This window comes from Pirellulaceae bacterium (genome assembly GCA_029243025.1).
Lineage (GTDB): Bacteria > Planctomycetota > Planctomycetia > Pirellulales > Pirellulaceae.
Genome location: JAQWSU010000018.1, coordinates 99,762 through 113,925, shown reverse-complemented (window position 1 = coordinate 113,925; position 14,164 = coordinate 99,762). Strand labels below are relative to the sequence as shown.

Below are 14,164 nucleotides of genomic sequence, written 5' to 3'. Positions count from 1 at the left end.
GATGGGGGCCGTCAACACAGCCCCTAACTTTTTCAAAGCACGTCTCGAACTGGAACGCAATCGTAATCTTGGGTTTTGGGTCGCCAAGCCGGTGATTTGGAGTGCATGATAAGCGTCACAATCGGACCACCCGCAAACCACGTCGCACTTTCTATCAGTGGCAGATGCTGGGCAGGGATGGGAGCCGATATTTCGGATTATGTTAAGAGGATGAGGATACTGCCTCCCTAGTGGTGTGAACGATAACTTGATGGTTTAAAAAGGCGGATGGATGTCGGGCACGCGATATCGACCGGAAATAGATGGATTAAGGGCACTCGCGATCGTTCCTGTCGTCATGTTTCATTTGGAACTCGGATTACCCGGTGGTTTTATTGGCGTAGACGTCTTCTTTGTCATCTCGGGCTTCCTAATCACAGGAATTATCCGACGTGGGCTTGAGAACGAAACATTTTCTCTGCTGGAGTTCTGGGAGCGGCGAATTCGCCGGATTTTACCGGCTCTCTTCGTGGTGGTGGCAGCAACTCTCGCCGGAGGCTGTTGGCTGCTCGTTCCAAACCAGCTTGAGGAATTGGGGATGTCCGCAGTGGCTCAAGCTTCGCTAATGGCGAACGTCTATTTCTGGCTGGCTCCCGGGTATTTTCATGACTCCGCAGTGTTTCGGCCTCTGGCCCACACTTGGTCGTTGGCTTTGGAAGAACAGTTCTATCTGTTCTTTCCGTTGGTCTTGTGTTTTTTGAGGCGACTTAGCCACCAGAAACTCTTTGCCCTACTCATGACGGTCGCTCTGATTTCCTTCGTAGGAAGTGCCTTTGGGGCGTTCTTTTATCAGGAGGCAACTTTTTTTCTGCTTCCAACGCGAGCATGGGAGTTGCTGGTTGGCTGTTTGCTCGCAGTATGCCCTTGGCAATGTGAGTCATCTCCGCGCCGTGATAATGCGATCGCCACGCTTGGTGTTTTGGCGATTGTCTTGCCATTCTTTCTCTGCGATTCGGAGATACCCTTCCCGGGACTTGCCGCAGCACCGCCTGTTCTTGGCACCGCGGCAGTCATTTTCGCGACCGCGAATTCGCCGAGCATTTGGGTTTGCAAGCTCCTCTCTCTCCGGCCATTCGTCTTTATTGGTCTTTTTTCATACTCCCTTTACTTATGGCACTGGCCGGTCATTGTTTACACACGGATCTACTTTGGGTACTTCGGTTGGAAGCAAATTGCCTTCGCGTCTGTCGTGTCGATTTCGCTTGCGATTTTGTCATGGATGTTCATTGAAACGCCATGTCGTCAAAAAAACTTCGTCAAGCAAAGGCGAAAACTGTTCACTTCCGCAATTATTTTGAGTGGGGTGACGATTGCAATCGGACTGCTAATTATTGGTGCGCGGGGATTCCCGCAGAGATTTCCAAATTACCCCTCTGTTTTAGTCGAAGATGCGGAATGGACGGGAGACGAGTATTCACTGCAAACGCGGTTTCGATTCAACTCGATCTCGCCTGCGGAGTTACCGACAGTTGGCAGAAAGCCAAGCAATGGTCAAGAAATCGATTTCTTAATTTGGGGCGATAGCCACGGAATGGCTTTGAGCAACTGCTTCGATGAAATTGCGAATGAATTTAACTTAACCGGAAAAGCCGCGTTGATGCATGGGTCGCCACCGCTTCCTGGTGTCGCAAGACCTGATTTGAAATATCGGCTAAAGCTGAAACGGGAAATACTCAAGTGTATTGAGGAGTTGAGACCTTCGAACCTAATCCTTGTCGCCGCTTGGTCAGCCTATGAACCGTTTCTTGCGCAAAAGCATTTTCAAGAAATAATTACCTTTTGTTCAAAGAATTCGATCCGCTTATGGATCGTAAAGACGGTGCCCAGCACTGGTGAACCAGCGGCAGCCGCTGAAATTCTCAAGTTTGCTCTCGGTAGCAAAAACGAGGTTTCCAGCCAGAAGACATCTCTCGCTGATCATCAGGCGCGTACCGCAAAGATCGAGCAGCTTTTCCGTGAACTTGATCCGGATATCGTACGATTTGTCGACCCTGCTCCGCTCTTGTTCGACTCAAACCAAATGACCATCAATTACTACGAAGGACGTGGTGTGTACCGAGACCGACATCACCTTAGCCGTTGGGGAGCGGAGCAAATAAAACCTCTTCTCGAAGACATGTTTCGAGACAAGGCATTTCAGAATCCCAGGAAGCTGACGCCACCAAGCCGTTAGAATTCGTTCGCAATTCCACCTGGAATTTATCTACGTGATATCGAGACAAGGCTTGCGAGTTCTGAAGTGACTGGAGGTGGAGTTCTCAGTTACTTGCCTAGAATTGAGCAGAGGACCAGTTCGGTTGAACGCAGCGACTGGTCTGCGGCATGATACTCTCGTAAGGGCGATTAGCGATCTTCCTGGGCATGGATGGGATCATATCCGCCCTGCCGAAGCGATCGGGTCGATTTCGCGTCCTGGCATCGCATTTTGTTTACCACTAATCGAGCTCATGGGCGAATCAACCAAGCAGTGATCCGAAGGACAGTAGGTCGATCAATACCTTGATGATAACTGCACTGATTGGGTTCGAAGCACGTTTTGATGCTTTAATGGCCAGCGCGAACAGTACGCCGTAAATCGCGAGGGCAACCACAAACGCGACGGCTATTTGCGCCACATTACACGACCCATGCAGTAATAATCTTTAGTCGATCCCAAATGAAGATGGGAACTGCTAAAGGTCAAGAATGTACTACGTCGATTAAGATTCTCAAGTTCTTGCGCTTCGATGATCCCTGCGAATTGACCTCGTTGGCGAATGGGTGCGCATAGTGAGCGAGAGCAATTCAACGTTAACCATTCGCGCCGGCATGCCAATTGGATCCGGGTCAGAAGAGAAGTCAAAAAGTTCCGATAAGTGGCAGTGTGGCCGCCCACATGGAAATCAGAATGCCAAGCATGAGAGCTCCAGTGATTGAAGCTGAGAACGTTTTCGCACCCAACTTAGATTTCTCGTTGCGATGCAACGCTCCAAAAATACTCACACCTAGGGCAATCGCAAATACGAAGGAAGGAATTAGGAAGTAAGAGTACTGCGACGCCAGGTGACTTGTTTTTACCAACCATAGTGTCTGAGCTGGAAGCGTCGTATCGAAATCTAAAAAGACTTGTTCACACTGAGGTATGGCGACCCACCAGCCGAAGCAGAGCGTCGCCCACCCCATGCCACGCGCTACCCCTTCACCTCGGATCGCTCGGACAGTGTCTACGCTACGTAGAGGGCGCTGGCTGATGGCAAGCACCGCGATAGTCATTGCGAACCAAACCGCGAGAACTATTGTAATGATCATGCGCTTCTTCGTCATGCAAATGTGGCAATGGTAAGGCGTTTGTTTTTGCTGATGGCCGTGTCTCGGCGATTGCGTAAGCGTTCATACTGGCGTGCATTCCACCATCGGTGCCTAATCCGATTCGGCGTAATCACTGTTTGGACAGTAGTAGATTTTCGCGTTTTGTCGAGGTGTAACGGCTATCGGGATCGTGAAAACAAGCACATGCCTTGAGGAAACACGAGGCCGTGAACAACGAGCTGAAACAGTGCAGGCACCTTTTTGTGACCGCGTCTGCTTTGCACAAGAACGAGCACGCCTATCAAATTTCAAAGTTTCTAATTCGCCAAAAAGGTACCTGACACCTTTTTCGCTCACGCCCCGGCAACGACATCATGCATCGCTAGTCGGAGTTCTCTGAATTGTCGCGCTTCTGAGGTCGTGCTGACACACTTTTCGGACCTTGCGCTGGGCTTGGTTGCACTTTGAATTCGAAGGCGAAGGTGCGTATGATCGAAAGACGCAACCACAAAAAGACCCGCACAGCATCGAAAGTGGTAAAGTAATACTTGTTTGACTGCTTTGCGATCCAATTTGGTGTCATCGAGCCCACCTTAACCATGAAGCTTCGATTACAAACGGACTATGCACTACGAGCATGAATTTTTCTGGGCCATGCTGACCGGAAGTCGACTGCGGAAGAAATATCCAACGCATTTGGTTTTTCCTAAGACCATTTGGTGAAAGTACTTCAGCAGTTGGCGCGACTTGGCTACGTGCGAACGTATCCTGGACGTGGCGGCGGCATTGCACTGGCAAAGGATGCGTCGGCGATCACGGTTCGTGAGGTCATTGAAGCAATGGAAGGAAGTGTGGGTGTCTTGGATTGTTTTCAAGATGCCTCGTTCTGCCCGATGGAACCAGGTTGTCACCTTCGACGCTTACTGATGCATGCGGAAAGTGCGTTTTACGAGGTGCTGGGTTCTACCTCGATCGCGCAACTCTATCGAGGTCGCAGAAAGGGTGGGCTTTCAATTCTCGAGATTGAGATTGGAGGCGTATAGCTATGTTTGCAAGGATTTCGTTTGTATTGGTAGGTCTCAGTGTCGTGCTTCTTGGATCTTATTGCGAAAATCTCTTGGCCCAAAAGGCCCCTTCAACTGAAGCAGCAAAAAGCAAATCAAGTACCGTCAAAGCCGTTGACCGAACTCGTCGGCAAGTACAGATGCTCGATGGTATCTATAAGGACAGCATCGTGCTCGTCACAAAACACTATGTCGAAGGCGACGAAGACGTGCCCGCAGGCACTGCCTTCAAGAAGCTTTTCGAGATCGCAAAGAAGAACGGGTGGCACGAAGTGCGTCTCGTCGACGCGACCGGCGAGCCTTACGGCGATGAAAACGTCGCGAAGTCCGATTTCGAAAAGCAGGCCGTTAAGCAACTTAAGACCGGCAAGCCATTCGTCGAAAAGGTGATCAAAGCCGATGGTAAACGCTACTTGCTCGCCGCGACGCCGATCCCTGTCGTCTGGAAAAGTGCACGATGTGCCACGACAACTACGACATGGACAAGAAGGGCCTCGTTATTGGTGCCCTTACCTACAAGGTACCTATCGACGAATAGAGAAAAACACGGTCGGCAGGTCAGTCCCGCTCAGTGGCGGCTATCAACTCCCTCAGTGGCTTAGGATCGGCGGCGCGTGCCGCTGTGGCAACGGCGATGAAGGACAGTCATTGGGCTGTTCGTCGGGAGGCTGCCGTTGCACTTGATCGGATGCGAGCGTCGGAACCAGCGACAATATCGGCTCTGATTGAAGCAACAATTGATGAGAATACGGATGTCCACGTTGCGTCTATGGATGCGATTACGAATTTAGGATTGCCGACCAAGACGACGGTGTCGAAGCTAATCGAGGCGTTGAACGACGAGACCGTGGAGGTTCGTGAGGCAGCAATTCATTCCCGAGAGAATATGGGGGCCGAGGCAGCGTCTGCGATTCCGAAGTTGGTCGACATGCTGAAGGATGAGGACGCGGATATTCGTCTTGCGGCGATCGATGCGTTGAATTTGCTAATGGGCGCTGAGGCGACTAAGGCGAGTAGGGGATGGAATATTTTCGTCACGGCGATAGGCTCGTTGTAGTTAGTTTCTGTCGGGGTTGCACATTATTGGAACCCCACTGAATGCCGCGAATTCGAGCAAGTTCACGGAAAGACCGATGGTCGTTTTCGGGACAGAATCCGGGACAGAATACATGTCAAAAGATGCTAAACGACACTAAAAACTGGAATTCGACACGCTGACCGGCGTGCAGGGACGGAAGTTCTAAGTTCCCAATTCTAAAACAGTTGAGTCGCCCCGAGGAGAAGGTCCGCGGATTTCGTGGACTGGCCTACGGAACCGAAGGGGTGGATACAACGCGGCCTGAGCGAGAGCGTGTTTTCGGGGGGCCGCTGGAAATCGCCTTTCTCTCTGCGGAGGGGAAGGTAATATCCCCCCAGCGAGCGGGGGTGTTATGGGTGAGGAAAGGTAGTTAAGGTAAAATGCGAGTTTTAGGTGAGACTTTCAGATCTAATTGACGCTCGGCACTTTTCTCGATTCTGTGGAGCAAGTGAAATGCGAAAGGCAATCCTAGCGGGCCTGCTGCTGGCCTTATGGTCGCAGGCTACTTTCACCCCGCGTGTGGCGTTTGCAGATGGTATCTATTGGACCCAGAAACACGAAATTTGGCGTGCTGATTTGGATGGGAGCAACAGCGAGATTCTGGTATCCGGTCTGACAAAGGCCAGGGGCGTGGCACTCGACACGACCGCTGACAAGATCTACTGGGCTGACTACGGCTCGGACAAGATCCAGCGAGCGAACCTCGATGGATCTGAAGTCGAGGATCTGGTGACCACAGGCATATTGGGGCCACGAGGGCTCGCACTGGATTCGGAAAACGGGAAGATGTACTGGAGCGACAAGGATACGGATAAGATCCAACGGGCGAATTTGGACGGCACCAATATCGAAGATCTGGTTACAACCGGATTGAAATACCCGTACACGGTCAGGCTCGACGTGCGGGCCGAAAAGGTCTACTGGGTTGATCGACATACACGGAAGATCCAACGGGCGAACCTGGACGGAACACAAGTCGAGGATCTTGTAACTCTCTCACCTCCACACGAATACATTACCAATGGTTTCGCATTGGATACGGCCCACGACAAGATGTACTTCAATCTGCATTCGGCAACCCACAATAGCATTATGTCCGCATCACTTTCTGGCGAAAATGTTCAGACCGTCTTGTCTGGAATTGGCTTTCCGCAGGGACTAGCTTTGGACCTTGCCGCAGGGCAGATGTACTTTGCGGAGAATGATGAAGCTCGGAACACAAGCACAATCACGCGCGCGAATCTCGATGGCTCAGATGCCGAGCCGCTAGCGACTCAAGGGCATTATGCTTCTGTCCGGCTTATCGCCTTGGATTTCACGCCGGTCCCCGAACCCTCCACCGTCATTATGCTGGCAATGGGTGCCCTCGGTCTTCTCGCCGTAGGGCGAAAAAACTCGACCGAACAGAAAACCTGATAGGCTGACTCAAGTTAGAGTGTTTGACATCAGTGATTCTCGGCCGGATCGGTATCGTGATCCGACAGTGAGAGATGCTCGGGATCAAAAACGGAGATCTGCTTGATTGTCTCTGGATCGAGTCCTTTCGCTTTCTCGGCCAAGAGACGTCGTTGCTCCGGTGTCAACTGAATCGGTTTCCCGGTTTTCCGTTCCACCTCTGTTTTCAATCGCATCGCTTTCTGCTGCAACCTGGCGACCTCGCCTCGCTGCTTTTCGTCCAACCAGGTAACCAACTGTGTCTTGAACCAACGAAACATTACTGACTCGCTCAGGCCGCATCACAATAGTAATACTTCAGCAGTCCTCCGAGCCGCTCGCGACATTCGATCTTGCCGACCGAATGCCCGATCTCGCTGCTGGGGTCAATGATCTGGTTGTCCAATCCCTGATGATTCCTCTCGAGATGGTAATGGCGGATGTAAGCATTCATAGCTCGCCGTAGCGACGTCTCGCCGAAGAAGATCATGCGTGAAAGACATTCCGATTTGATGCTTCTCATGAACCGCTCGATGTGCGCGTGCAAATCGGGACTTCGCGGAGGCAGCCTCAGTGGCTGAGTGCCTTCGGTATTCAGGAAGTCACGGAACGTCGGCCAGAACTTGCCGTTACGGTCCATGAGAATGTACTGCTTGCCACTGAGAAATCCATCTTCGAAATTGGTCAATTCACGGGCGTTCTGTTTCATTCAGGCTTCATTGGGATTTGGTGTGCATCCGACAAAGTGGACGCGTCGCGTCTTGAGCTCCATGACAAACAGCAAGTAAAACGTCACCAGTCCGCCCTTGGTCCAGACTTCGATGGTGGTGAAGTCGATGGCGGCCAACACATTCCAATGCGCTTTCAGAAAAGTACTCCAGGACCCTGTGCGCTGACGATCCGGTGCGGGGGTCCACGCCGTGGGCTTTGAAAATACTACGAACCGTCGTGTCGCTGATCCGATAACCGACATTTGCCAGCGCACCTTGGATTCTATCAAAACCCCAACTTGGGTTTTCTTTCGCGAACCGCAGCACGAGGTCTACGATGACCTGACGGACACGCGGCCGACCTGGCTTCTTCCGACGATCAGAGTAATCCCATTTCTGCGCTACGAGTTGTCGATGCCAGCAGAGAATCGTATCTGGCGTTACGATCGTGGTCAGTATCGGTCAGCGCCTGGCGGCCGAGTGCCTTCCCTTTGACGGCCAACAGCCGCCGTTGCCCATCAGTCAAAAGCACTCGTTGTTTGCCAAATTTCTTGAGCAGGGCCTCGATCTGTACATTTTGAAACTCGATGATCTGTTGCTGACGCTGATTCACCCAAGCAGAAACGAAGACGAAAGCAACGTGCCAGGGCTGCAGTACGAACTCCATGGCGTCACCAGATTCTCAACTCGCAAAATCCACAGCATCTCGCACCTTTGGCCTGAAATCAACCGACCCAGATTTGAGAATCTGACTAGCCAAAACTCGTGAACAGGACTTGAGATGCCGTTCGGCTGAATAATTTGACCGCACCGGCGCACTGACCAAACTACCAGGAATAATAATGAAACTATCACTACGGAAGTTTTTGCGGGATAAGGCCGCAGATTGGACTGCGAAGAATCCAGACCGGTTGTTGTACACCGTTGCCGACATCGGCGACGGATTGCCCGAATTGGAAATGGTCGAGCGTGGCATCGACGAATGAGACTGCCTACCAGTAGTATACAAACCTGGTCCGAGCGCCCTTTTCGCGAACTAACTCGCATCCCAGACAAGAATAGGCAGCGGGAGTTGCCGCCAAAGTTGTCAAGGTGGTCGAACATATTAAACACTGTCCGACGGTGGATTCGGCGATGCAACAAAGAATGCCCCGGAATTTACGTTGCAGTTTAGGTCGGCCATGGTAGGTTGATGCAGTCAATCAAAAGGCGGAGAGCGCTAATTCCAACAAAGACGGCACGAAGTTTCCAGCGGTGGTCGCGGACGCTTCGTGCCTTTTTTGTTGATCGGGCGATGCCGTATTGGAAGGCAACGTCGGATAACGTTCGAGTATGTGCGCTTTCGGGCGCGAACTTGACGATATGAATGATCGCATAGAAAGAAAAATGGCATGACTCAATTGTCTCTCCGTTTTACCGGGTTACTCGTTTTTCTCTCAGCCTGCCAGCATGTCCACGGTAACGAGGGACCGGATTTATTAGGCGACTTCGCAATTGGTTCACAAATTGTCGAGGCCGTTGGGGGCGATCATTCGTTCACAAACCTTTTTTGGTATCCGGTCGATCCAGAAAACGCGTCCGGCGAGCCGAGCCAAGGGTATTTTGACCATAGCGGAGGGCGATTCTTGTATCCGCGGACACTTCTCGGTGGATTTCATGATGTGCCGGTGTCTACAGCCGGCCCATTCCCCCTGGTGGCGCTTTCGCACGGGCATGAGGGAAACCCTGGCGGCTACACAATGCTCGCCGAGTCACTCGCCAGCCACGGATACGTCGTCGTAGCTCCCCAACACAAATACGAACGACCGCCCGCGGCGGAGATGCAGTTTCTGCTCGACTCCGTAACGGCCAAGAACGAGAACCCTGACGACGCGTTCTTTGGTGCGATTGATCTGGCGGCGACCGCAATGGGAGGCTATTCGCATGGCGGGGACGTCACCGTGTTAGCGATTACCGGCAATGATGAAGTGCCAGCCGACGATCGCGTTCGGGCAATCTTGTTATTGGATAGCCTGGTCCCAAACAATGAAGTTATCGATTTGCCCACACTCGCGATGGCGGGGGGGCATGCCCGCACGACGACCGTTTTGGATCGTCTTCCATCGGTGCAGCCCTTCTACGGCTTAGATTTTAGCGAAGTGGATAACGTGTCCTTCCGTACTTCGATCTGCCAGATTGGCGACCAGATTCTGGCGGCTGATCCTCCGCAGGAGTTTCTTGATGTGTTGCCAGACCGAAGTGAATGGAACCTGCAGTCACCCTGCAATCCGGACTTCCAACACATTCAACCGACGATGTCGCGTCAAAGCGTCGCCTTTCTTGACACGGTTTTGAAGGACGATCGTTCGCACGAGCCATTTATTCGAGCTGACTCATCGGAAGGAAGCGTGTTGCTTGAGGTGCTAGTCGACGGCAATGGCCGACTCGCGAGCCTACTATTGACCGATCCAGATGGAAGACAACTTGGCGCCGGTCCATTGTCAGAAATCGTCAACGACCTTGGAGATCAAGCGAGATTCAGGAGGGGGCGGCGGGCTACGACGTTTATTTTGCCGGCCGAGGATTTAGTCCCGGGCGAATACGTACTGACGGGGACCGGTGACACGCAGCTGCTGGAATAAACACTGAACTTTACGCTCACGATTGAAAATCTGCGAGATGACGACACTCGGTTTGTCTTTCGTGGTGAACCGGTATTTGGCAGCGGTCTGCTTAAGGGTGGGCTGGAGCTAGAGCCCATCCGATTCACGATTATTCCCGAGCCTGGCGGCTTAAGCCTAACAATCGTGTTTTTCGTTTGCGCCCTGCTGAACCGCCGTTCCTGGCCGCAAGTGGGCTATTAGGCCTTATGGAATTTCTTGTTTTTTTGGGCGTTTAGTCCCCCAATGAAGAGGTTCCATTACCAACGCGAGATGTTGCTGCCTCCGCGAGAAGATTTAGGGGCGGTGCCTCAAAAGAAAAAGAACAGGCTCAATATTTTCGTTTTGTTTGTGATCTCATTGGTGGGCTACATTGACGTTTACGTGTACGGATTTCAAGGGCACCTGCCCAAGTTAGTCATGATTGCACTTACGGTTTGGATCGTAAATTCTGTGGCGGTCACGTACGGGTGGATGCAAACCACACACGGTATCAACCGTAGATTTGGGAGTAAGATTGGCGTAATGCTGTTTGCTCTACTTGGATTTGCCCTGCTAATCGACACTACTGGCGAAATTAGAAATGCATTGCAAAACCGATCCGATGAGTGGTTGGAAATGAGGTTGGAGAACGAGCAACAGTTGGTTGCTCAACCCCTCCCAGACGCTGGACCCCTGGACCCCTGGACCCCTGGACAGTGATAGCGCGATGGAAGCCGCTCGTGGAAATTGGGTACAGGTCGCAAAGCACGAAGCTGATTTGAGGGCTAAGGCAAGAAAGATTGGGGAGCCGTATGATGTCGAGGCGTGCATAGAAAGAATAGCAGCGGCGAGAAAAGCTTTTGAAGACGCTACCGAGCAGGCGATTTTAGCTTGGCACCAGGGGCGGAAAAAGCCGAAGCGGGATCTGGTAGAAACATTGCAGGGCGAGAACAGAAATGTTCGCTCGGCGGCTAAGAATGGAATGCGGCATATAGGCCCGAAGGCGAAGGCGGCTCTGACGGAAGCATTGACAAATCCCGATCGAGAAATTCGTTGTCAGGCCGTCGTTTCATTGAGCCGGGTAGCACCTTCATTAATGGGGTTCGAAGTCAAGCTTGCACTGCCGGCTTTGATCGAAGCATTGCAGGGCGAGAACAGAAATGTTCGCTCGGCGGCCGTTCAGCTCCTGGGGAGTATGGAGGTCGATTTTTCGACGTTGATACCGGCTGTCACTGACGTTTTGAAGCATGAAGATTCGGATGTCCGCTTGGTCGCTGTTCGTCTCCTGGAGAGTCGAGGCATGGAAGCGGGGGACGCTGTGCCTGATCTAAAGGTCGCCTTGGCGGACGAAAATATGGAGGTCCGCGTGGCATCCATTCGGGCGCTTAGCCGAATAATGGGATCAGCTGCGATACCGGCTCTGACCGAAATGTTGAATCACGAGGACCTGGTTCTCAGCGGCATGGTGAAGACAGCGATCAGGAGTATCGGATCCGATTAAAACGGGAGCCGGATGTTTTTTTTGCGATACGTTTGAGGCTGCCTTCACAAACACCATCCTAAATGGTGACCGATTGGAGTCATTGATGAGCTTCACAAGCAAATCCGACCATTGCAATCTGTTCTATGCAGTCGACACCCTTCAGCCTAGCGGGCGATTCTTTTTCTCGGCTGCGGCGATCGTGATGGCGTGGATAACGATTCCGACGATTCTAGCCCGTATTTCCGATCCTATCGTGGTTGCCTTCAACATGCTGATCATGCTGGCGATGATTTATCTTGTTGCTGCGGCTTGGCTGAATCGAACGGTATTGCATGTCACCCGCGATAAGATTTCCCTTCGTCAACGTCCAATTCCAATGCCGTTGCCACTTGGGTGGACTGCTTGGACCGCCAACATCAAACAAGTCATCGTCCGAACGGTAGCAGGCACAACTTCATCCTATGAGATTTGGGTGTTGTTCAAGAACGGAGACTCGTTGGAATTGCTTGATCTTGGCGAGCTCGACGATGCCGATGTGGCGAGCCAGATTGAACGCCAAATTGAGACGTTTCTTCATATTGAAGATGACGATACGCTCAACGATGTTCGTGAAAACAAGCACGTGCCGGGAGTGTGATCATCGCTCGGTGGCTGCAACGGTGCAGGCTGAAAAAGGTGTCAGCTACCTTTTTGTGACCGCGTCTGCTTCGCACAAGAACGAGCACGCCTCTCCCATCTCAAACCATCTAATTCGCCAGAAAGGTAGCTGACACCTTTTTCGGCCACGTAAGGTGTGCTTCTTTCTGATTCAATCGACGACGAGCATCGCCCCCTTTATCGGGGCGATGATTATTGGCACAAGGCATTCAGCGACGACGACGAACAAACGCCAGGGCACCTAGCAAAAGAAGTACAACACTACTCGGTTCCGGAACGGCAGCTGCCGCACGGACCCCCGCTTCGTAGCCACCGTCTGTGAAGGCTGAGACAAAATCGCTTGAATTGAACTCGCCGTCGCCATTCCAATCGCCTTCGGACCAGGTCGAATTGTCGTTTAACTCGTCCTCATACTCGCCAGCCGTAAAGACCACAACGAAGTCAGTCGAATTGAACTCGCCGTCAAAGTTCGAGTCACCAATCCAAGTACCGAGAACATCGTGCACGTAATCGGCACGCTCGCTAGGATCCGTTAGCGATCCATCATCGAGGCGAAGAGTTGGGTCCAGACTTCCCACGAATTGGAGTTCTCCCCAGTTACCTGCGTGGAATAAGTTGCCATCTTCACCGGTGCCGCTGGTCGTGACGTTTTGAGACCAGTCGGTCCAAAAGATATTTCCTCCACCAAATCCAGGCTGTGGATCTTCATGATCATCAACATCTCGCCAAAACAAAGCGAAACCCATGTTCTGGTCTGGTGTGAACCCTTCATTGAATCCAAATGGTAAGACCAGTTCGGCCGCATAGCCTGTGAAAGTTTCGTTAGGATTGGCCAAGACTTCAGGATTTTGCGCGCCTGCAGCGCCTAGGTCATCATACGATTTCGCAGCCACATCGTGCCCACCGACAGCGGAGAAATCGGTTTCCTCTCGCACGTCCTCTAAGTAAGCTAATCCGACGATATCTGGGTTGCCAGCACGTTCCATATGAAGCTCCGCGCCCACATCGCCAGGCTGCGGTTGAGCGGGTGGGAATGATTCGTTGAGACCGAACGTTAGTTGGAAATCGTCGGTATTGGGTTCCTCGTCGTCGATGGTCGGGAATCCGAATTCCGCGATCAGGCCATCTTCTTCGCTGTCACCCAACGCATCGATGTAGATTTCGAATCCATCGTTGAGGAAATTCGTGAGTCCACCTTCTGATCGAACACCGTTGAGTTCTTCATCAATGAAGACGCCTAGAATGTAGAGGAAGTTGTCATCGTAGGCGAAGTACATAGACGCCCCAAACTCCGATGCATTGTCTGGCTCCCAAATCTCTAAGTCGGTCCCGTTAAACGGTCCAACACGATCGACATCCCAAACAAGGTGGTCGCCATTTGCGCCCGTAGGAATTCCCACGCCCTGTGCGTCGGGAAACTCTGGCTGCTGAGCAATCGTTGTATAGGCTGCCAACGGCCAGTCGCTGAAATCGCCGTCAACGGTTATCGGTGACGAAATGCGAGGGACACTGATCGTGCCCTTAGGGCCAGCAAAAAGTTGCGCAGCGGCAAAGTTGAAACTTACAACCGCAATAAAAGATATCGTCAAGACTTTCATGTTCCACCCTTTTTGAGAAGGAGCGCATTCTTAGGAAAGTGCTCATCACTTTAATCGTTGTTAACACTCATTGCCAGAATTTTCAGTCAAATGTCTGGTGGTGGTCCATGTTGTTTCGGGCACTTCTGCTGTCAGCTATGAGGCTGAACAAATATGCTCGCGAGGGCTTTGTAAATGAATCGGTGGACTTTT

At 51.9% G+C, this 14,164-nt stretch carries 16 protein-coding genes; 10 read left to right on the top strand and 6 right to left on the bottom strand.

Translation table 11 applies throughout. The annotated features are described in order from the left end of the window. Positions 1-271 precede the first annotated feature (271 nt). On the top strand, positions 272-2,212 hold the full coding sequence (locus P8N76_08065; GenBank protein MDG2381615.1) for an acyltransferase family protein: 1,941 nt from the start codon (positions 272-274) through the stop codon (positions 2,210-2,212). A 665-nt stretch (positions 2,213-2,877) separates the two neighbouring features. Here P8N76_08065 and P8N76_08060 read toward each other — a convergent pair. After that, on the bottom strand, positions 2,878-3,327 hold the full coding sequence (locus P8N76_08060; protein ID MDG2381614.1) for a hypothetical protein: 450 nt from the start codon (positions 3,325-3,327) through the stop codon (positions 2,878-2,880). A gap of 719 nt (positions 3,328-4,046) precedes the next feature. On the opposite strand from P8N76_08060, the gene P8N76_08055 reads away from it, so the two are divergent. The 4 genes from P8N76_08055 (at position 4,047) to P8N76_08040 (ending at position 6,885) form a co-directional block, all read left to right on the top strand. Next, complete coding sequence (locus tag P8N76_08055; GenBank protein ID MDG2381613.1) at positions 4,047-4,370, top strand: Rrf2 family transcriptional regulator; 324 nt, start codon at positions 4,047-4,049, stop codon at positions 4,368-4,370. Positions 4,371-4,372: 2 nt separating this feature from the next. Continuing rightward, positions 4,373-4,993, top strand: coding sequence for a hypothetical protein (locus P8N76_08050; GenBank protein ID MDG2381612.1), 621 nt, complete (start codon positions 4,373-4,375; stop codon positions 4,991-4,993). Between the two features lie 32 nt (positions 4,994-5,025). Next, positions 5,026-5,448, top strand: coding sequence for a HEAT repeat domain-containing protein (locus tag P8N76_08045; GenBank protein ID MDG2381611.1), 423 nt, complete (start codon positions 5,026-5,028; stop codon positions 5,446-5,448). Positions 5,449-5,922: 474 nt separating this feature from the next. Continuing rightward, on the top strand, positions 5,923-6,885 hold the full coding sequence (locus tag P8N76_08040; protein ID MDG2381610.1) for a DUF5050 domain-containing protein: 963 nt from the start codon (positions 5,923-5,925) through the stop codon (positions 6,883-6,885). Between the two features lie 29 nt (positions 6,886-6,914). Here P8N76_08040 and P8N76_08035 read toward each other — a convergent pair whose 3' ends face one another. The 4 genes from P8N76_08035 to P8N76_08020 form a co-directional block, all read right to left on the bottom strand. Further along, positions 6,915-7,184 carry a hypothetical protein gene (locus P8N76_08035; GenBank protein ID MDG2381609.1) on the bottom strand — a complete coding sequence of 90 codons (270 nt, stop codon included), beginning with the start codon at positions 7,182-7,184 and terminating at the stop codon, positions 6,915-6,917. An 11-nt stretch (positions 7,185-7,195) separates the two neighbouring features. Then, positions 7,196-7,612, bottom strand: coding sequence for an integrase core domain-containing protein (locus P8N76_08030; GenBank protein ID MDG2381608.1), 417 nt, complete (start codon positions 7,610-7,612; stop codon positions 7,196-7,198). After that, a complete protein-coding gene (locus P8N76_08025) occupies positions 7,613-7,876 on the bottom strand; it encodes a hypothetical protein (GenBank protein ID MDG2381607.1) in 264 nt (87 codons plus the stop codon). Positions 7,877-7,992: 116 nt separating this feature from the next. Continuing rightward, positions 7,993-8,280: a hypothetical protein gene (locus P8N76_08020; GenBank protein MDG2381606.1), complete on the bottom strand. Its 288-nt coding sequence runs from the start codon at positions 8,278-8,280 to the stop codon at positions 7,993-7,995. A 175-nt stretch (positions 8,281-8,455) separates the two neighbouring features. Between P8N76_08020 and P8N76_08015 the strand changes: the two genes are divergently transcribed. The 5 genes from P8N76_08015 (at position 8,456) to P8N76_07995 (ending at position 12,354) form a co-directional block, all read left to right on the top strand. Next, the gene (locus P8N76_08015) at positions 8,456-8,599 is read left to right on the top strand and encodes a hypothetical protein (GenBank protein ID MDG2381605.1); all 144 of its coding nucleotides are present in this window, start codon (positions 8,456-8,458) and stop codon (positions 8,597-8,599) included. Positions 8,600-9,004: 405 nt separating this feature from the next. Beyond that, on the top strand, positions 9,005-10,234 hold the full coding sequence (locus P8N76_08010) for a hypothetical protein (GenBank protein MDG2381604.1): 1,230 nt from the start codon (positions 9,005-9,007) through the stop codon (positions 10,232-10,234). Between the two features lie 264 nt (positions 10,235-10,498). Continuing rightward, entirely contained in the window at positions 10,499-10,954 is a 456-nt protein-coding gene (locus P8N76_08005; GenBank protein MDG2381603.1) for a hypothetical protein, read from the top strand. A gap of 7 nt (positions 10,955-10,961) precedes the next feature. Beyond that, positions 10,962-11,735, top strand: a complete 774-nt coding sequence (locus tag P8N76_08000) for a HEAT repeat domain-containing protein (GenBank protein ID MDG2381602.1) — start codon at positions 10,962-10,964, stop codon at positions 11,733-11,735. 85 nt (positions 11,736-11,820) lie between these two features. After that, entirely contained in the window at positions 11,821-12,354 is a 534-nt protein-coding gene (locus tag P8N76_07995; protein ID MDG2381601.1) for a hypothetical protein, read from the top strand. A gap of 229 nt (positions 12,355-12,583) precedes the next feature. On the opposite strand, the gene P8N76_07990 is transcribed toward P8N76_07995, so the two are convergent. Beyond that, positions 12,584-13,963 (bottom strand): PEP-CTERM sorting domain-containing protein, encoded by a 1,380-nt coding sequence (locus P8N76_07990; protein MDG2381600.1) that lies wholly within the window; start codon positions 13,961-13,963, stop codon positions 12,584-12,586. Positions 13,964-14,164: the final 201 nt, after the last annotated feature.